Genomic DNA, 15,785 nt, shown 5'->3' on the forward strand with positions numbered 1-15,785 from the left:
GCAATCCATAGGATGCGCGCATGACTACGTTCGAACCCCGCCCTTTTCCGTTCGGTATCGGCATCTACTCGTTCTGGGATGCCGCTCGGTATATCGGAGCCACCAGTCGCGACGTGCGGCGGTGGATCCGTGCCTACAGCCCCAGCCCGCGGGCCGGTAACCCCATTCCACTTTGGGATTCCCAACTGCTTGAGTGGCGACGGCGGGGCGTGGGTTTCCGCGATCTCGTCGAGCTCCGCTTCGTTCGCGCCATGCGAGCCGAGGGTGTGACGTTGCCGGTCATTCGCCGGGTTCTCCAACTTGGTCGCGAGAGCCTGCGTACGCCTTATCCGATCACCTGCGACCGCTTTCGCGAGATCGGCAAGCAGATTTTCCTCGAAGCGCTGGCCACCGAGGGCATCACGCATGCCCGCTTCGACGATGTAGCGCGGCGTCGCGTTTTGAGGATCGTCGCAGGTACGCACCTTCGTCGAGGCATTGAACTGAATGCGCAGGACCAGGCGACGCGTTGGTTTCCCCTGCCGCGAAGCCAGGTGGTCGTCCTTGATCCGGATCGAAGAGCCGGTGACCCGATCCTTACCGACTCGGGGGTGCCGACCGTCGCCATCGCTGCGGCATACAAGGCGGACAAGGAAGACGCCCGGTTCGTCGCGTGGCAATACGAGATCACGGAGGCGGACGTCCGGGCGGCGGTGCACTTCGAGACCAGGTGGTGTTCCGCGTGAAAGCGCAGGTCGACGAGAACATCTCGCCCGCCCTGGCGCGGGCCCTGGATTGCCTCGTTGAAGACGCGGGCCACCGTGTCGTGCACGTCACGACCATGCATGCGCGGGGCACGGCCGACACCCGGATGCTGTCGCTCGCCGGTAAGCTTGGAGTCGATATCCACGTGACCCACGACTACCATCACAAGAGTCAGGACGAGCGCGATGCGATCGTCGAAGGCAACTTGCTTGTCTTCATCCTCTCGAAGAGCTGGTCGCCGCACACCTTCTTTGAGAAGGCATCGCGCCTGATCCACTGGTGGCCGCGAATCCTTGCCGCCTGCGTAACACCGCGTCGCCCCGGCATTTATATCGTGCCGTGGCGATCGGAGAGTCGGCGATTCGAGAGGGTCGGCTAGCGGTCGTTTTGCACTAAGCCGCGTCGGCACGCCGACGTAGCACCGCCAGTGGCTGCGCCCACGTCGCGCCCGGTCGGCGCTTGCTCGTCACCAGCGTCAGCTCCGATGGCTGGAACACGTTGACGTTGTGCGTCGCTGGCGTGGTCAGGATGTACTGCGCACGGGTGCTCTTGAGGAACGCGCCCACCTTGTCGATGTTGAAGATATCGAGATGGGCGAACGGCTCGTCGATGAACACGAAGCCGCCGGGGCGGTCTTCGTCGCGCATCAGGGCCACGAGCAGCAGCAGCGACTTCATCACCTGCTGGCCGCCCGAGGCCTCGCCGTCATCCATGCCGATCCAGCCCTTCTTGTCGAATTCGAAGCGCACGTTCAGCGCGGCCGAGGCGAGGGCGAGGTCGTCGTTGGTGAGTTCGGGCAGATCGACGTCGACGCCGATGCCCGCGAGGTCGGCGAGCACCTTCAGGTTCCTGGCGTAGCGGCGCACCGTGTTGCGCAGCACCTGGATGTAGGCGCCACGCGCTTCGTGCGTGATGCGGCTGGCGCGTTCCAGGTGCAGGCGGCGCTTTTCGAGGTCGCGCTTCAGGCCGTCGTGGTCGGCGCCGAGCTTCTCGCGCAGGGCCAGCACGCTGGCATCCTGTTCCCAGTGGCCTTCTTCCAGACGGCGCTCGACGCGGTCCATCTCGCGGCGCACGGCGGCGGGCGATTCGAACCGCTCGCGCAGCATGGCGATGGCGGCGCGCGAGCGATGAGCGAGCGGCACGTGCCTGTGCTTCGCGCGGAAGGCCTTCAGCCGGTCGACCTGCTCGCCCCGCGCCTGCGCGTAATGGCGCACCGAGTCGGCCAGCTGGCCTTGCACGGTGCGCTGCTCACGCGCGCCGTTGTCGCGCGCGTTCGACGTCTTGAGGCGCTTCTCGCGCACCCCTTCGTAGTACTGCTCGGCGGCGGCGTGGCTGTCGGCCGTGCGCTGCACGTCTTCCTGCAGGCGCGGTTGCTGCTCGCGCGCGTCGTTGAATTCTTCCGCTCGGTCGGCGAGCTGGCTGCTGGCGTTGGCGCCCCGGAGGATGCTTTCCGCGTCGCTCGCCTGCGCGGAGGCGGTTTTCCGCTCGTCGGCGATGGCGCGGAGGCGGCCCTCCACCTCACGTAGCTTTGCCTCGCCGTCGCGCAGCTGGCGCTCGCGCGCCGACGCGCCGAAGTACATATCGTCCACGCCGAGGTGGCGGCCGCCACGGCGTTCGCGGAAGTAACCCTGAGGCGTGATCCAGTCCTGGTCACGGCCGAGCTTCGAGCCTTCGGGCACGTCCTCGACACGCTGGATGCGGTCGAGGTTGCGCAGCAGCCAGTCCGGCGCCGCGGCGGAGAAGGCCACCACCTCGTGCAGCGAGCCCTTCACCGGTTTCTCGGCCGGTGCGCGGTCGGCCACCACGAAGTGCTTGTAACGCATGGCCTCGCCGAGCTTCCACGCCGCCTCGCGGTCGCGTGGATCGTCGAGCAGCACCACGTGGCGGTAACCGGCCAGCACCGCCTCGACCGCCGGCTGCCACCGCGCCTGCGTGATCTCGACGATCTCGCTGAGCATGCTGTGGCGGATGCCGGCGTCGTCGAGCGCGCGGCGGAAGCCGGCTTCAAACTCCGGCGTGTAGCGGCGGCCGCTGCGCCACGCGGTGAGCTTGGTGGTGAGGGTGCCCAGCTCCTGGCGCAGCGTGGTTTCTTCGTGCTGCAGCGCGTTGAGCCGCGCGCGGGCGTCGCGCGCGATATCGGCGAGGCGCTCGTGGTCGGCGCCGCCCTGCGCGGCCACCATCTCGCGCAGGCGGTTTTCCTGGCGGATGACCAGGTCGTTCTGGGCGAGCGCGGCGCGGGCCGCGTCGAGGCTCTTCTGCGTAGCCTGGCGGGCCATGTCGGCCTCGTGCTGCTCGCCGCGGAGCGTTTCGCCCGTGGCGTCGAGCTCGGCCAGCTGGCGCGTCAGGTCGGCGTCGCGCTGCTCGAGCTCGGCGACGCGGCGCTTCACGCCATTCAACGCGGGGCGGGCGCCACGGACGCTGGCGGCGAGGTCGGCGAATTCCGTGCGCGGCAGCACCTCGGCCACCAGCGACACGCGCTCGTCCTTCAGCGCGTTCCATTCCTGGTAGGAGCGGGCGCGTGCCTCGGCTTCCTGCAGGCTCACGCCGATGAGCGACAGCTGGTGCTCCAGCCCATGCTGCTCGCGGTCGGCCTCGGCCTGTTCGTTGCGGGCGCGCTGGTAGTCGTCCAGCACGGCCTTGTCACCGAACACATCGAAGACAAGATCGAGCAGGGCCTTCGGTGGCAGCTGGCACAGTTTGTCGGTGGCACCCTGTTCCAGGGTGAGCACGCGGCGGATCGCCTGCGACAGGCCCGCGCCTTCCAGGCGCACGCGGTACTCGCGCAGGCCGAGGAAATCGTTGCGCGCCTCGATCTCCTCCACGCTCACGTCGCCGCCGAGCACGGCGTACTGGCGCGTCCACTCGCCACCCTTCTTCTGGATGCGGCAGGCCAGCGTCACCTCGCGGTCCATCAGCGGGAAGAACGGGCGCTCGCCGTTGGGGCCGGGGATGTTACCGACCCGGGCGCGCAGCCACGCGAACGGCTTGCCGTTGTGGCGCAGGTAGCTCTTGTAATCGCGGTTGCCGGCGCAGTCGATGGTGAGCAGCGTGCGCAGCGCATCGAGCAGGGTCGTCTTGCCGGAGCCGTTCGGGCCCACGACGGTGACGATGTTGGTGTCGAGCGGCAGGCTGAAGCGCTGCCAGTAATCCCAGTGGACGACTTCGAGGCTGCGGAAATCAAACATCGTCCAGCTCCTCGGCGTCGGTGTCGTCCAGGGGTTCGTCGTCGCCGAGCTCGGCGGTGGGCAGGTTCTTCGCGCGCGTGGTGGCGTCGGCCAGCAGGTCGCCCAGCGCGCCGTCGAGGATGCGGCGCGCCGTGCGCTCGTAATCGAAGGCGAGGTCGAGCAAGGGGCCCTCGGCGATCAGGCGGCCATCGGGGCCGTCGCCGCGCTTGCGCACGATGAAACCCAGCTTGGCCAGCGTGCCGATGAGCATGCCGAAGCGCATCTTGCCGCCCACCTTGTCGCCGAAATCGGCGAACAGCGTGCGCTCGGGGATCACCGGCGAAATGGTCGGGTCGCGCGGGATCGGCTTCGCCTCGGCGAACATCTGCGATTGCGAGGCGGCGGCTTCCACTTCCTGGCGCTCGACCTGGCGCTGGCGCTTGGGCAGCACGATGAGCGCCCAGATGACCACGAGCAGCGCCACGCCATCGCGGTCGAGCTGCATGGTGTTGCTGATCCAGCTATCGCTGCCGCCGAACACGGCGCGCTCGCTCTTGCGCGCCACGGCGAGGCCGATGTAGGCGGCATAGGGGTGTTCGCGCAGTTCCAGGCCCACCGCCTCGAGGCGGCGGTCGAGGTCTTCGCGGAACGCCTCGTCGAGCAGCGCCTTGCGCGCCTGGGCGTCGTCGCGGGGCAGCCAGCGCTGCGCGAGCAGGCGGGTCACCAGGCTGGCGGTTTCGTCATGCATCTTCGGTGGTGTCCTTCGCGGCGGTGCGCGGGCGCAGGCGCCCGGCGCTCACGAGCGCGATCTGGGGCAGTTCGGGGTCGACCAGCACGGGCTCGATCTCGAGCGCGAGTGGCAGGCGGGCGAGCTCGGCGGTGCCGCCTTCCAGCGCGGCGGATTCCGGGTCGCCAAGCAGGCCGAGCAGCGAGAGGCGGTAGGCGGATAGCGCGTAGTCCGTGCCGATCAGCGTCTCGGCCAGCTCGCGTGGCGCCGCGATGGCGGCGAGCTCGGCGTGCCATGCCTCGAGGTAGCGCAGGTCTTCCTCGCCCATCGGCAGGTCGGCGGTATCGGGCGGGGCTTCGGCGGCCGGCAGCGTCGTGACCTCGGCGGCGAGGCGCTCGCGCTCGAGCAGCTCGTACTCGGCCACGTCCAGGGCGATCTGGTCGTGCAGGAAGGGCGCGGGCAGCGGCAGCGTGAGCTGGCCTTCCTCGAAGCCGGCCAGCGTCTCGACCGGCTGCGCGCGCAGCCAGCCGACCAGGTCGGACGACGACAGGCCGGTACGGCCCAGGTGAACGCGGTGCTGGTCGATCTTGTTGAGTTCGCGCTGGAACACGCCGGCCTGGCGCAGCAGCGCGCTCTGCGCACGGCCCACCGCCTGGGCGAGGCGGTGCGCCGCCGGTTCGAGGTCGTCGCCTTCGGTGATGGCGGCGACCACCTCGGTGCCTTTCTCCACCCATGTCCACACCGAATCCAGGCGCACGGCGGCGCGGCGGATGCGGTGCTCGGAGCCGGAGAGCACGGCGCGGTCGAAGTCTTCCTTCAGCTCGCTGAGGCGGGACAGCAGGTGGCCCAGTTCGTCGACCGAGACGCGGCCCACCGCCTGGCCCGCGGCGAGCTGGGCGGTGAGGTAACCCAGGCCGTCGTCATCGTCCTGCTCGAACTCGAGCATGGTGGCCAGCGCGCCCAGCGCCTTGCGGCCGACCGGGCCCACGCGGTAGCGCTGGGTTTCGGTGTCGTACACCAGCAGCTCGTGGTCCTTCAGGCGCTGCACCACGGTCTCGAGCTTCACCGCATCGACGAAGGCGAGGTGGTCGCGGATCTCCTGCGGTGTCCACTCGGTGGCGTGCGTGCGCCCACCGAGGGTGCGCAGCACGAGCAGGCGCAGCAGCACCTGCGCCTCGCCGCCATGGAACAGCGCGGAGAACGCGCGCAGCAGGCCACGCCCGCGCAGCAGCGGGAAGACGGCGGGGAGGTCCTCGGCGACGACGCCGTCGCGGAAGAGATCCTGCAGGCGTTCGTCGTGGACGGTGGTGTCGGTCGGGCCGCCCAAGGTCAGCGACGGTCGACGCCGACGAAGCGGAGGAACTCGCCGCGCGTGCGTGGATCCTCGCGGAAGCTGCCGAGCATCTGGCTGGTGACCATCGAGACGCCGCGCTTGTGCACGCCGCGCGTGGTCATGCATTCGTGGCTGGCATCGATGACCACGCCCACGCCGCGAGGGCGCAGGGTATCTTCGATGCAGTGCGCGATCTGCGCGGTGAGTTTCTCCTGCACCTGGAAGCGGCGGGCGAAGCCATCGACGACGCGGGCCAGCTTGCTGATGCCGACCACGCGGTCGGTGGGCACGTAACCCACGTGGGCGCGGCCGATGATCGGCGCCATGTGGTGCTCGCAGTGGCTCTCGAACTCGATGTCGCGCAGCACGATCATCTCGTCGTAGCCTTCCACTTCCTTGAAGGTGCGGCGCAGGTACTCGGCCGGATCCTCGTCGTAGCCCTTGAACCAGTCGCCATAGGCCTTGACCACGCGCTTGGGCGTGTCGAGCAGGCCCTCGCGCTTCGGATCCTCACCGGCCCACAGCAGCAGGGTGCGCACGGCCTCCTCGGCCTGTTCGCGGGTGACCGGACGGGACCTGGACTCGTCGCTCATCGGGTGGCTTCCTCGGCATCAATGCAATCGCGCATTCTACCCCCTGTGGGAGCGCGCTTGCGCGCGATGGGGCCTGCCTCAATCCTCGGCTTCGGCCCCCGCCTCACCCTCGTCCGCCTCGGGGACGATATCCAGCAACCGCTGCGACTCCTCGCCCCCCAGGGTTTCGACCCCCTTCAGGCGCCGCTCGATGGCCCGGGTACGCACGCCGGCGCTGTCGATGCTGTTGCGCACCGTATCGAGCTGCTTGCGGGTCTTGTCCAGCACGGCCCCGAACTTGCCGAACTCGGTCTTCACCGCCCCCAGCACCTGCCACACCTCGGACGAGCGCTTCTCGATGGCCAGCGTGCGGAAGCCCATCTGCAGGCTGTTCAGCAGGGCGGTGAGGGTGGTGGGGCCGGCCACGGTGACGCGGTGGTCGCGCTGCAACTGGTCGGAGAGGCCCGGCCGGCGGATGACCTCGGCGTAGAGGCCCTCGGTGGGCAGGAACAGGATGGCGAAATCGGTGGTGTGCGGCGGCGCCACGTACTTGGTGCGGATGCGCTTGGCTTCTTCGCGAACCCGCAGCTCCAGGGCCTTGCCGGCGCTGGCCACGCCCTCGGCGTCGGCGGCGTCCTGGGCCTCCAGCAGGCGCTGGTAATCCTCGACCGGGTACTTGGCGTCGATGGGTAGCCACACGGGCGCGCCATCGTCGGCGCCCGGCAGGCGGATGGCGAACTCCACGCGCTCGGTGGAGCCGGGGATGGTGGCCACGTTGGCGTCGTACTGCTCGGCGATCAGCACCTGCTCGAGCAGGGCGCCCAGCTGCACCTCGCCGAAGGTGCCGCGGGTTTTCACGTTGGTGAGGACGCGCTTGAGGTCGCCCACGCCGGCGGCCAGGGCCTGCATCTCGCCCAGGCCACGCTGCACGGCTTCCAGGCGCTCGGACACCAGCTGGAACGACTGGCCCAGGCGGGTTTCCAGCGTGGCCTGCAGTTTCTCATCCACCGTGGCGCGCATCTGTTCGAGCTTGGCGGCGTTATCCTGCTGGATGGCGGCCAGGCGGGTTTCGAGCGTGCCGCGCATGTCGGCCATGCGCTTTTCGTTATCGCCGGTAAGCGCGGTGAAGCGCTGGTCGAGCAACTCACCGAAGTGCTTCAGCGTAAGCGCCGATTCCTCTCGCGTCTTGCGCGCGTCGTCGGCCAGCCCCTGGCGCAGGCCCTGCAGGCCGATATCGGTGCGCTCGGTGAGCTGGTCGAGCCGGCGGCCGAAGCCCTCGATGCGCTCGTGCTGCTGCGTGGCCGCGGCCTGCAGCTGTTCCTGCACATGCCCGCGGAACTGGCCGAAGCTATCGCCCAGCTCGCCACGGCCCGCGCGCTGCTCGTCGCGCAGCACGCCCTCGAGGCGGCGCGTATCGTCACGCAGGGCATCCAGGCGCGCCGCGCTGCCGTCGTCGCGGCCGCGCCGGCCGAGCAGGGCGATAAGCAGGCCCAGGCAGGCGAGGGCGACCACCAGCAGGGCGATGAGGAGGATGGATTCGAAAGTCATGCAGTGAGCTTAACGTGTAGGAGCCCACCCTGTGGGCGATTTCGGGCCGCGATGGAAGCGGGAATCGCCCACAGGGGGGGCTCCTACAGCAGCATGCTTGTAGCGGGTATCAGATCTCGCGATTGCCCACGATGACCACGTCGGCGCGGCGGGCGGCGAAGAGGCCGACGCACACGATGCCGGTGATCTGGTTGAGCTTGGCTTCCAGGCCCACCGGATCGGCGATACGCCAGTTATGCACGTCGATGATCCAGTTGCCGTTATCGGTGGTGACGCCGTCGCGCCACACGGGCGTGCCGCCCATGGCGGTGATTTCGCGCGCCACGAGGCTACGGGCCATCGGGATGACCTCGATGGGCAGCGGGAACTTGCCCAGCACCTCGACCTGCTTGGTGGCGTCGATGATGCAGACGAATTTGTCGGACGCCGCCGCGACGATCTTCTCGCGCGTGAGCGCGGCGCCGCCGCCCTTGATGAGGCACTTGTTCGCATCGCACTCGTCGGCGCCGTCGACGTAAAGATCGAGGCGGCCGGCGGCGTTGAGGTCCATCACGTCGAAGCCCAGCTTGCGCAGGCGCTCGCTGGAGGCCTCGGAGCTGGAGACGCAGGCTTTGATGTAGTCGCGGTACTGCGGCAACTCATCGATGAAGAAGTTGACCGTGGAGCCCGTGCCGACACCGATGATGCGGCCCCTGGGGCCGTTGCCCACGTACTTGAACGCGGCTGTTTCGGCGGCGAGGCGCTTCTCGTTGTCCTGGCTCATGCTTTTTCCAGCTTCAGGATGTAATCCCAGTCGTGCTTGGCGACGGGCATGACGGAGAGGCGGTTGCCCTTGCGCACGAGCGGCATGTCGGCCAGTTCGTCGTGGCCCTTCAGCTCGTCGAGCGAGATGGTGCGCTTCAGCTTGCGGTCGAATTTGACATCGACCAGCATCCAGCGCGGTTCTTCGCGCTTCGCCGTTTCGTCGAAGTATTTCGATTTCGGGTTGAACTGGCTTTCATCGGGGTAGGCGGGCGAGGCCACCGTGGCGATGCCGACGATGCCGGGCACGTCGGTGTTCGAGTGGTAGAAGAAGATCTTGTCGCCCACCTTCATGCCGTCGCGCATGAAGTTCCGCGCCTGGTAGTTGCGCACGCCATCCCACGGTTCCACGCCCTTGCGTTTCAGGTCGTCGATGGAGAACGCATCGGGCTCGGACTTCATGAGCCAGTACTTCATGCGGCGCCGCCCGTGCAGTCGATGAGTTCTTTATCGGTGGCGATGTAATCGAGCTTGATATCCCACTCGGCCGTTTCGATGGCGGGCAGCTCCTGGAACGCATAGCCCACGCCCACCAGCAACGGCTGCGCGGGGCGCGCCTGGTCGCGGAGGAACTCGAAGCTGCGGTCGTAGTAGCCACCACCGAAACCGAGGCGGTTGCCCTTGCGGTCGAAACCCAGCAGCGGCACCAGCACCAGGTCGAGCTTGTCGGCCTCGATGACGTGGGCGGCGGCCTTGGGCTCGGGGATGCCGAGCTCGTTGGTCTCGACGTCCTCGCCCGTGGTCCACGGCGCGAAGGTGAGGCGGCGCTTGCCACCGATCTTGGTGACGATGGGCAGGTAGAAGGTTTGCCCGCGCTCGGCGAGGGGGCCGATGGCGACGTTCAGCGGCAGCTCGCCGCCCGTGGCCCAGTAGCCGGCCACGTGCTTGTCGGTGAGGAACTCGGGGAGCTGTTCCAGCGAGGCGCGCAGCCCGGAGGCCGCCGCGACGCGCTCGGCGGGCTTGAGCTCGCGGCGGCGCTGGACGAGATCGGCGCGGAGTTCACGTCTCTCGGGAAGCTTTGACATGGTCGTTCAGCCGAACGGCACTGGCCTGGGCGCCCGCGAGCCGCCACGCCCGGTGCCGCGGGCAAGGCGCTGACCGGCCCCAAGGGGCCGGCCGGCAAAAGAAAGAGGCGTTCTCCGCGATGTCGCTGCGCACCAAACGACCTTGATCCAAAGGATCAGGTGGGAGAGCCACACGGTCTCAAGGCTTTCCGTACGAAGGCGGACATGCGCAACAACCGTGTAAGGCCGACCCGGGGTCGTATGTAGGAACAAGGCAAATGTAAAGTGCGCTGGCGGGCACCGCAGGGAACGCCCGGCGCTTATTTTACCGATGCGTCGAGCAAGCCATCAAGCTTTCGGCGCAAAGCGGCCAGGCCGTCGGTCAGGGCTTGTTCCTGCGAGTTGTGCTGGCCGCGCAGCGTGAGCAGCTCGTGGGCGATGCTGACGGCCGCCAGGACGGCGATGCGGTCGAAGCCCGGCACCTTGGCGCTGGACTTCAGCTCACGCATCTTGTCATCGAGGAAGCGCGCCGCCGCCACCAGGCCTTCACGCTCATCCGGCGCGCAGGCGATGTGGAATTCACGGTCGAGGAGCCGCAGGGAGACGGGTTCGTGGGTCTGGGCGTTCATGCTGGGGTTCAACCCGTGTTCTCGAGCGCCTTCAGGCGCTGGATCATGGCTTCGACGCGGCTGCGGGCCTGCTCGTTGCGGGCCATGAGGCTGGAGCGCTCGTTGGCGAGCTGCTCCTGGCTATGCCGCAGGCTGCGGTTTTCTTCCGTCAGGCGGCGGACGGTGTCGACGAGCCGGTCGAGCGTGGCGCTCAGGCTTTCCAATTCAGTCTTGAAGGCGTCCGGGTTCGTCATGCGCGGACTATAACAGGGGTTCGCGCCTTGTCAGCAGGCCGTGAAGGCTTAGACTTCACGGAATAGGACACCAGGAGCCAGCGCCATGCCCAGCAACCAGACCGTCGACCCCGAAGACATCGCCGAACTCATCGGGCGCTGCAACCTGTCCACGTCGGTCAGCGAATTCCATGGCTCGCTCGTGGGTTACATCAGCGCGGGCGGCGCGTTTCCGGCGGATAACATCCTCGACGCACTGAAGTTCGAGCCCGACCCGGCGCCCACCGCCGATGAACAGGCCATGCTGGCGCGCCTGCGCCACCAGACCGAAGAATGGCTGGCCGATGCCGATCTCAGCTTCATGCCGTGGATCCCCGACGACGAGGCCCCGCTGCACGAGCGCGTCGAGGGCCTGGCCGACTGGACGCGCGGCTTCCTGGGTGGCTTCGGCCTGGGTGGTTCGCCCGAGGCGGCCAAGGGCCTCAGCGACGATGCCAAGGAGATCCTCCGCGACATGGCCACCCTCGCCGCCACCGAGGTCACGCTGGACGAGGACGTGGAAGGCGACGAAGCATCGCTCACCGAACTGGAAGAGTACGTGCGCGTGGGCGCGCTCACCCTGCATGCCGAGCTTGCGCCGCGCCAGGAACCGGCCAGCGATACCCTGCATTGATCGCGCCAGCGGAATACGCCCGGCGCCGCCGGGAGCTGATGCGCATGGCGGGCGAGGACGCGGTGCTGATCCTCGCCACCGCCCCCGAGCGCATGCGCAACGCGGACGCCCCGTGGCCGTACCGCCAGGATTCCGATTTCCACTACCTCACCGGTTTCGGCGAACCCGAGGCCGTGCTGGCCCTGCTGCCGGGTCGCGCCCATGGCGAGACCGTGCTGTTCTGCCGCGAGCGCGACGCCGAGCGTGAACGCTGGGATGGCGAGCGCATGGGCACCGATCGCGCCGCCCGCGAGCTGAAGCTCGACGACGCGTTCCCCATCGACGATATCGACGACATCCTGCCCGGGATGATCGAGGGCCGGGCGCGGGTGTACTGCCATTTTGGCCAGGAGCCGGATTTCGACGCCCGCCTGCTGGCGTGGATGCGCCGGCTGCGCACCGCCCGCGGTGGCGGCGTGGTGCCGAAGGACCTGGTGGCCCTGGGCCACCTGCTCCACGACCTGCGCCTGTTCAAGTCGCGCGACGAGCTGGCGCTGATGCGCCGTTCCGCCGAGGTGGCCGGCGCCGCCCACCTCGCGGCCATGGCCATGGCCGCCCCCGGCGTGGCCGAATACGAGATCGAGGGCGAGATCCTCCGCACCATCCGCGGCCGCGGCGCGGTGCCGGCGTTCCCGCCCACCATCGCCGGCGGCGCCAACGCCTGCGTCATGCACTACCAGGCCAACCGCGCCACGCTGAAGGCCGGCGACCTGCTGCTGGTCGATGCCGGCGCCGAGGTCGATTGCTACGCCTCCGACATCACCCGCACCTACCCGGTCGATGGCCGTTTCACGGCAGAGCAGCGCGCGTTGTACGACATCGTCCACGAAGCGCAACTGGCGGCCATCGACGCCGTGCGCCCCGGCCGCGCCTTCGCCGATTCGCACCACGCCGCCGTCCGCGTCATCGCCAGCGGCCTCTGCGCGCTGGGCCTGGTGAAGGGCAGCGTGGATCGCGCCATCGCCGAGGGCGCCTACAAGCCGTATTTCCCCAGCAAGACCGGCCACTGGCTGGGCCTGGATGTGCACGACGTGGGCGATTACCGCATCGACGGCGAACCCCGCGTGCTGGAGGAAGGCATGGTGCTGACGGTGGAGCCGGGCATCTACGTGCCGCCCAACGACAAGGGCGTGGCCGAGAAATGGCGCGGCATCGGCATCCGCATCGAAGACGACGTGATCGTGACGAAGGGCGCGCCTGAAGTCATGACGGCGATGGTGCCGAAATAACCACAGAAGGACTAGAGATCGGCGTGTACGTCCTTCTTCTGATGCGCCTCGTCATCCGCATGCACCTCAAACCACATCGCGTTGAGGATGGCGAACGCACAGGCGAGCCCAAGGCCGAGGATCCAGGCGAAATACCACATGGCGTGCAGCTCCTTCAGTACATATGGTGCGACTTGCGCACCTGTTCGAGGCTGACGCGGCCGCGCATGATGCGGAATACCCACGTCGTGTAGAGCAGGATGATGGGCAGGAACACCACCACCAGGCACATCATCAGGAACAGCGTGCCCTGGCTGCTCGACGCATCCCACACCGTGAGGCTCGAGCGCGGGTCGACCGACGATGGCATGAGGAACGGGAACAGCGCGAAGCCCGCCGCGGCGATGGTGCCCGCCACCGACAGGCAGCTGCTGAAGAACCCGAGGAAACCCTGGCGCGCCACGAACAGTTGCACGCCCAGCGCGCCGGCGAACGCCACCACCGGCGCCGCCCAGAAGTACGGCCGTTCCATGTACCCCGCGAACCACGACGCACCGACGGCCACCTGCTTCGCCAGCGGGTTGGAGATGCCGTCGGTGACCACGGGCCCGGCCACCGCGTAGCCCGGCATGCCGTAGGCGAGCCAGATGCCCGCGCCGACGAACAGCACCAGGTACACCAGCGAAAAAACGCGCGCGAGGTTCGCCGCCCGCGCCGCGATGCGCTCATCCGCTTTCAGCGACACCCACGCCGCGCCGTGTGCCAGCAGCATGCTGAGGCTCACCAGGCCGCAGAGCAGGGCGAACGGGTGGAACAGGTCGAAGAAGCCACCGTCCCACGCCATGCGCAGGTCGGCGTCGTAATGGAACGGCAGGCCAAGGAACAGGTTGCCGAACGCCACGCCACACACCGTCATGACGATGACGCCCGAGGCCACCAGCGCGTAATCCCATGCCCGCGTCCATCGCGTGTCTTCCACCTTCTCGCGGAAGTTGAAGCCCACGGGGCGGATGATGAAGGCGAGCAGCAGCACGAACATGGCCACGTACAGGCCGGAGAACGAGGCGGCGTACAGCAGCGGCCACGCCGCGAACACCGCGCCGCCGCCGAGGATGAACCACACCTGGTTCCCCTCCCACGTGGGCTCGATGGTCTGCAACAGCACGTGGCGCTCGTGCTCGTCGCGGCCCAGCACGCGCAGCAGGGCGGCCACGCCGAAATCAAAGCCATCCATGATGGCGAAGGCGGCGAGCAGCACCCCGATCAGGGCCCACCAGATGACGCGGAGCGTGTCGTAGTCGAACATGGCGGTCTCCTCAGGCGGCCTGCGCGGTGGCGGGCAACGGTTCCGGCGCGGGTGGCCACATGCCCAGCCCATCCGGCCCCTTTCTAGCGAACTTCACCATCAGGTAGCCATCGACCGCGGCCAGCGCCGTGTAGAACAGCACGAAGCCGCCGATCGAGAGCCACACCTGGCCCGGGGCCAGCGACGAGGCGCCCAGCGCGGTGGGCAGCACGCCCTCGATCGCCCACGGCTGGCGGCCGTACTCGGCGACGATCCAGCCCAGCTCCGCGGCCACCCATGGCAGCGGCAGGCTCCACAGCGCCAGGCGGAGGAAGGTGCGGCCTTCGAGCCGGCGCTTGCTCGCGCGCCAGAACGCATAGGCGAACAGCCCGATGAACCACAGCCCGCACGCCACCATGAGGCGGAACGACCAGAACAGCACGGGCACGTTGGGGATGGTGCTCTCCGCCGCGCGCTCGATATCGGCGGGCGTGGCCTTGCGGGGGTCGTCCATGAAACGCTTCAGCAGCAAGGCGTAGCCCATGTCCTTGTCATGCGCGGCCAGCAGCATCCGCGCCTGCGCATCGTTCTTGTCCTCGCGCAGCACCAGCATCGCGTCGTAGGCCTTGATGCCGTTGCCGATGCGCACCGTGGCGTCCTTCACCAACGCATCGATGCCGAGGATGGGTTCGTCGATGGAACGCGTGCCGATGAGGCCCATCAGCCAGGGCACGCGGATGGCCGCATGGGTCTCGCGCTTCGCCACGTCGGGGAAGCCGACGAGGGTGAACGATGCCGGCGCGGGCTCGGTTTCCCACATGGCCTCGATGGCGGCCATCTTCATCTTCTGGTTCTCCGAGACCGTGTAGCCCGACTCATCGCCCAGCACCACCACCGAGAGGGACGCGGCCAGGCCGAAGCTGGCCGCCACCGTCATCGAGCGTTTCGCGAAATCGATGTTGCGCCCGCGCAGCAGGTACCACGCGCTGATCGACATCACGAACATCGCGCCCATGGTGTATCCGGCGCTCACCGTGTGCACGAACTTCGCCTGCGCCACTGGGTTGAAGATGACATCGCTGAACTTCGTCACCTCCATGCGCATCGTCTCGGCATTGAACGCGGCGCCCACGGGGTTCTGCATCCAGCCATTGGCGATGAGGATCCACAACGCGGAGAGCGACGTGCCCAGTGCCATGAACCAGGTGGCGATGAGGTGCTTCAGCGGCGTGGTGCGTTCCCAGCCGAAGAAGAACACGCCGACCAGCGTGGATTCGAGGAAGAAGGCCATCATGCCCTCGATGGCAAGCGGCGCGCCGAAGATATCGCCCACGTAGTGCGAGTAATAGGCCCAGTTGGTGCCGAACTGGAATTCCATCGTGACGCCCGTGGCCACGCCCATCGCGGAGTTGATGCCGAACAGCACGCCCCAGAACTGGGTCATGCGTTTCCACACCTCGCGGCGGGTCATCACGTAGACGCTCTCCATGATGGCGAGCATGAACGCCATGCCGAGCGTCAACGGCACGAACAGGAAGTGGTAGAGCGCCGTCAGTGCGAACTGCAGGCGTGAGAGGCCGACGACTTCGGGGTCGACGATCATGGCTTGGTTTCCTGGGGGGAGGCGGAAGCAGGGGCAAGGGCTTTGCCGACGCCGGCGGGCGAGACATCCGCGCGGGGCAGGGGCCGGATGGCCACGTACCAGATGAGCATCAACAGGGCGAGCTTGGCGACGACGATGACCGACAGCTCGAGCGCGAGCCGCGGCAGCGGTTTATCGCGCCAGCGCGGGCGCCTGGGGGGAACGTCGACATCCATCGGTGCGACTCCAGCGAAAGCCTTGGAC

General features: G+C 68.1%; 18 protein-coding genes and 1 other RNA gene. 4 read left to right on the plus strand and 15 right to left on the minus strand.

Translation table 11 applies throughout. The features are described from left to right. Positions 1 to 20: 20 nt before the first annotated feature. On the plus strand, positions 21 to 725 hold the full coding sequence (locus VI08_RS04655) for a DUF433 domain-containing protein (RefSeq protein WP_045828392.1): 705 nt from the start codon (positions 21 to 23) through the stop codon (positions 723 to 725). Further along, complete coding sequence (locus tag VI08_RS04660) at positions 722 to 1,123, plus strand: hypothetical protein (RefSeq protein ID WP_045828447.1); 402 nt, start codon at positions 722 to 724, stop codon at positions 1,121 to 1,123. The genes VI08_RS04655 and VI08_RS04660 overlap by 4 nt, the downstream gene beginning before the upstream one ends. Before the next feature lie 13 nt (positions 1,124 to 1,136). Here the strand turns inward: VI08_RS04660 and VI08_RS04665 are convergent, their stop codons facing one another. From VI08_RS04665 to VI08_RS04710, 11 genes are all read right to left on the minus strand, one after another. Continuing rightward, complete coding sequence (locus VI08_RS04665; RefSeq protein ID WP_045828393.1) at positions 1,137 to 3,929, minus strand: AAA family ATPase; 2,793 nt, start codon at positions 3,927 to 3,929, stop codon at positions 1,137 to 1,139. Continuing rightward, positions 3,922 to 4,656, minus strand: coding sequence for a hypothetical protein (locus VI08_RS04670; protein WP_045828394.1), 735 nt, complete (start codon positions 4,654 to 4,656; stop codon positions 3,922 to 3,924). Before VI08_RS04670 ends, VI08_RS04665 begins: the two co-directional genes overlap by 8 nt. After that, positions 4,649 to 5,962 carry a hypothetical protein gene (locus tag VI08_RS04675; RefSeq protein WP_045828395.1) on the minus strand — a complete coding sequence of 438 codons (1,314 nt, stop codon included), beginning with the start codon at positions 5,960 to 5,962 and terminating at the stop codon, positions 4,649 to 4,651. Before VI08_RS04675 ends, VI08_RS04670 begins: the two co-directional genes overlap by 8 nt. 2 nt (positions 5,963 to 5,964) lie before the next feature. Then, entirely contained in the window at positions 5,965 to 6,561 is a 597-nt protein-coding gene (folE, locus tag VI08_RS04680) for a GTP cyclohydrolase I FolE (protein ID WP_045828396.1), read from the minus strand. Positions 6,562 to 6,639: 78 nt separating this feature from the next. Continuing rightward, entirely contained in the window at positions 6,640 to 8,088 is a 1,449-nt protein-coding gene (rmuC, locus tag VI08_RS04685; RefSeq protein ID WP_045828397.1) for a DNA recombination protein RmuC, read from the minus strand. Between the two features lie 109 nt (positions 8,089 to 8,197). After that, positions 8,198 to 8,851, minus strand: coding sequence for a ribose-5-phosphate isomerase RpiA (gene rpiA / locus VI08_RS04690; protein WP_045828398.1), 654 nt, complete (start codon positions 8,849 to 8,851; stop codon positions 8,198 to 8,200). Next, the gene (locus tag VI08_RS04695) at positions 8,848 to 9,306 is read right to left on the minus strand and encodes an EVE domain-containing protein (protein WP_045828399.1); all 459 of its coding nucleotides are present in this window, start codon (positions 9,304 to 9,306) and stop codon (positions 8,848 to 8,850) included. The genes rpiA and VI08_RS04695 overlap by 4 nt, the downstream gene beginning before the upstream one ends. Next, positions 9,303 to 9,914 carry a 5-formyltetrahydrofolate cyclo-ligase gene (locus VI08_RS04700; protein ID WP_045828400.1) on the minus strand — a complete coding sequence of 204 codons (612 nt, stop codon included), beginning with the start codon at positions 9,912 to 9,914 and terminating at the stop codon, positions 9,303 to 9,305. Before VI08_RS04700 ends, VI08_RS04695 begins: the two co-directional genes overlap by 4 nt. A 107-nt stretch (positions 9,915 to 10,021) precedes the next feature. Beyond that, positions 10,022 to 10,205: non-coding RNA, 6S RNA (gene ssrS, locus VI08_RS21170), on the minus strand. A gap of 8 nt (positions 10,206 to 10,213) precedes the next feature. Continuing rightward, positions 10,214 to 10,522 carry a cell division protein ZapA gene (locus VI08_RS04705; RefSeq protein ID WP_045828401.1) on the minus strand — a complete coding sequence of 103 codons (309 nt, stop codon included), beginning with the start codon at positions 10,520 to 10,522 and terminating at the stop codon, positions 10,214 to 10,216. Between the two features lie 8 nt (positions 10,523 to 10,530). Beyond that, positions 10,531 to 10,755: a TIGR02449 family protein gene (locus tag VI08_RS04710; RefSeq protein ID WP_045828402.1), complete on the minus strand. Its 225-nt coding sequence runs from the start codon at positions 10,753 to 10,755 to the stop codon at positions 10,531 to 10,533. A gap of 85 nt (positions 10,756 to 10,840) precedes the next feature. Between VI08_RS04710 and VI08_RS22170 the strand changes: the two genes are divergently transcribed. Then, entirely contained in the window at positions 10,841 to 11,407 is a 567-nt protein-coding gene (locus VI08_RS22170) for a UPF0149 family protein (RefSeq protein ID WP_045828403.1), read from the plus strand. A 44-nt stretch (positions 11,408 to 11,451) separates the two neighbouring features. Further along, on the plus strand, positions 11,452 to 12,675 hold the full coding sequence (locus VI08_RS04720; protein ID WP_232309464.1) for an aminopeptidase P N-terminal domain-containing protein: 1,224 nt from the start codon (positions 11,452 to 11,454) through the stop codon (positions 12,673 to 12,675). Between the two features lie 11 nt (positions 12,676 to 12,686). Here the strand turns inward: VI08_RS04720 and cydX are convergent, their stop codons facing one another. Genes cydX through cydP form a run of 4 tightly spaced genes read right to left on the minus strand, consistent with a single transcriptional unit; the run spans position 12,687 to position 15,757 of the window. Continuing rightward, on the minus strand, positions 12,687 to 12,815 hold the full coding sequence (gene cydX, locus VI08_RS20730) for a cytochrome bd-I oxidase subunit CydX (protein WP_052697687.1): 129 nt from the start codon (positions 12,813 to 12,815) through the stop codon (positions 12,687 to 12,689). 14 nt (positions 12,816 to 12,829) lie between these two features. After that, positions 12,830 to 13,960, minus strand: coding sequence for a cytochrome d ubiquinol oxidase subunit II (gene cydB, locus VI08_RS04725; RefSeq protein WP_045828405.1), 1,131 nt, complete (start codon positions 13,958 to 13,960; stop codon positions 12,830 to 12,832). 10 nt (positions 13,961 to 13,970) lie between these two features. Continuing rightward, positions 13,971 to 15,539 carry a cytochrome ubiquinol oxidase subunit I gene (locus VI08_RS04730; RefSeq protein ID WP_198148838.1) on the minus strand — a complete coding sequence of 523 codons (1,569 nt, stop codon included), beginning with the start codon at positions 15,537 to 15,539 and terminating at the stop codon, positions 13,971 to 13,973. Beyond that, positions 15,539 to 15,757 (minus strand): cytochrome oxidase putative small subunit CydP, encoded by a 219-nt coding sequence (gene cydP / locus VI08_RS04735; RefSeq protein ID WP_045828407.1) that lies wholly within the window; start codon positions 15,755 to 15,757, stop codon positions 15,539 to 15,541. The genes VI08_RS04730 and cydP overlap by 1 nt, the downstream gene beginning before the upstream one ends. Between the last annotated feature and the right edge of the window lie 28 nt (positions 15,758 to 15,785).

Source organism: Luteibacter yeojuensis (assembly GCF_000964085.1).
In the GTDB taxonomy this organism is placed as follows: Bacteria; Pseudomonadota; Gammaproteobacteria; order Xanthomonadales; family Rhodanobacteraceae; genus Luteibacter; species Luteibacter yeojuensis_A.

What these genes read in the sequence shown, in the direction of transcription:
- VI08_RS04655 (WP_045828392.1), top strand. Translation starts at nt 21, where the DNA reads ATGACTACGTTCGAACCCCGCCCTTTTCCGTTCGGTATCGGCATCTAC.
- VI08_RS04665 (WP_045828393.1), bottom strand. Translation starts at nt 3,929, where the DNA reads ATGTTTGATTTCCGCAGCCTCGAAGTCGTCCACTGGGATTACTGGCAG.
- VI08_RS04670 (WP_045828394.1), bottom strand. Translation starts at nt 4,656, where the DNA reads ATGCATGACGAAACCGCCAGCCTGGTGACCCGCCTGCTCGCGCAGCGC.
- folE (WP_045828396.1), bottom strand. Translation starts at nt 6,561, where the DNA reads ATGAGCGACGAGTCCAGGTCCCGTCCGGTCACCCGCGAACAGGCCGAG.
- rmuC (WP_045828397.1), bottom strand. Translation starts at nt 8,088, where the DNA reads ATGACTTTCGAATCCATCCTCCTCATCGCCCTGCTGGTGGTCGCCCTC.
- rpiA (WP_045828398.1), bottom strand. Translation starts at nt 8,851, where the DNA reads ATGAGCCAGGACAACGAGAAGCGCCTCGCCGCCGAAACAGCCGCGTTC.
- VI08_RS04695 (WP_045828399.1), bottom strand. Translation starts at nt 9,306, where the DNA reads ATGAAGTACTGGCTCATGAAGTCCGAGCCCGATGCGTTCTCCATCGAC.
- VI08_RS04700 (WP_045828400.1), bottom strand. Translation starts at nt 9,914, where the DNA reads ATGTCAAAGCTTCCCGAGAGACGTGAACTCCGCGCCGATCTCGTCCAG.
- VI08_RS04705 (WP_045828401.1), bottom strand. Translation starts at nt 10,522, where the DNA reads ATGAACGCCCAGACCCACGAACCCGTCTCCCTGCGGCTCCTCGACCGT.
- VI08_RS04710 (WP_045828402.1), bottom strand. Translation starts at nt 10,755, where the DNA reads ATGACGAACCCGGACGCCTTCAAGACTGAATTGGAAAGCCTGAGCGCC.
- VI08_RS22170 (WP_045828403.1), top strand. Translation starts at nt 10,841, where the DNA reads ATGCCCAGCAACCAGACCGTCGACCCCGAAGACATCGCCGAACTCATC.
- VI08_RS04720 (WP_232309464.1), top strand. Translation starts at nt 11,452, where the DNA reads ATGGCGGGCGAGGACGCGGTGCTGATCCTCGCCACCGCCCCCGAGCGC.
- cydX (WP_052697687.1), bottom strand. Translation starts at nt 12,815, where the DNA reads ATGTGGTATTTCGCCTGGATCCTCGGCCTTGGGCTCGCCTGTGCGTTC.
- cydB (WP_045828405.1), bottom strand. Translation starts at nt 13,960, where the DNA reads ATGTTCGACTACGACACGCTCCGCGTCATCTGGTGGGCCCTGATCGGG.
- cydP (WP_045828407.1), bottom strand. Translation starts at nt 15,757, where the DNA reads ATGGATGTCGACGTTCCCCCCAGGCGCCCGCGCTGGCGCGATAAACCG.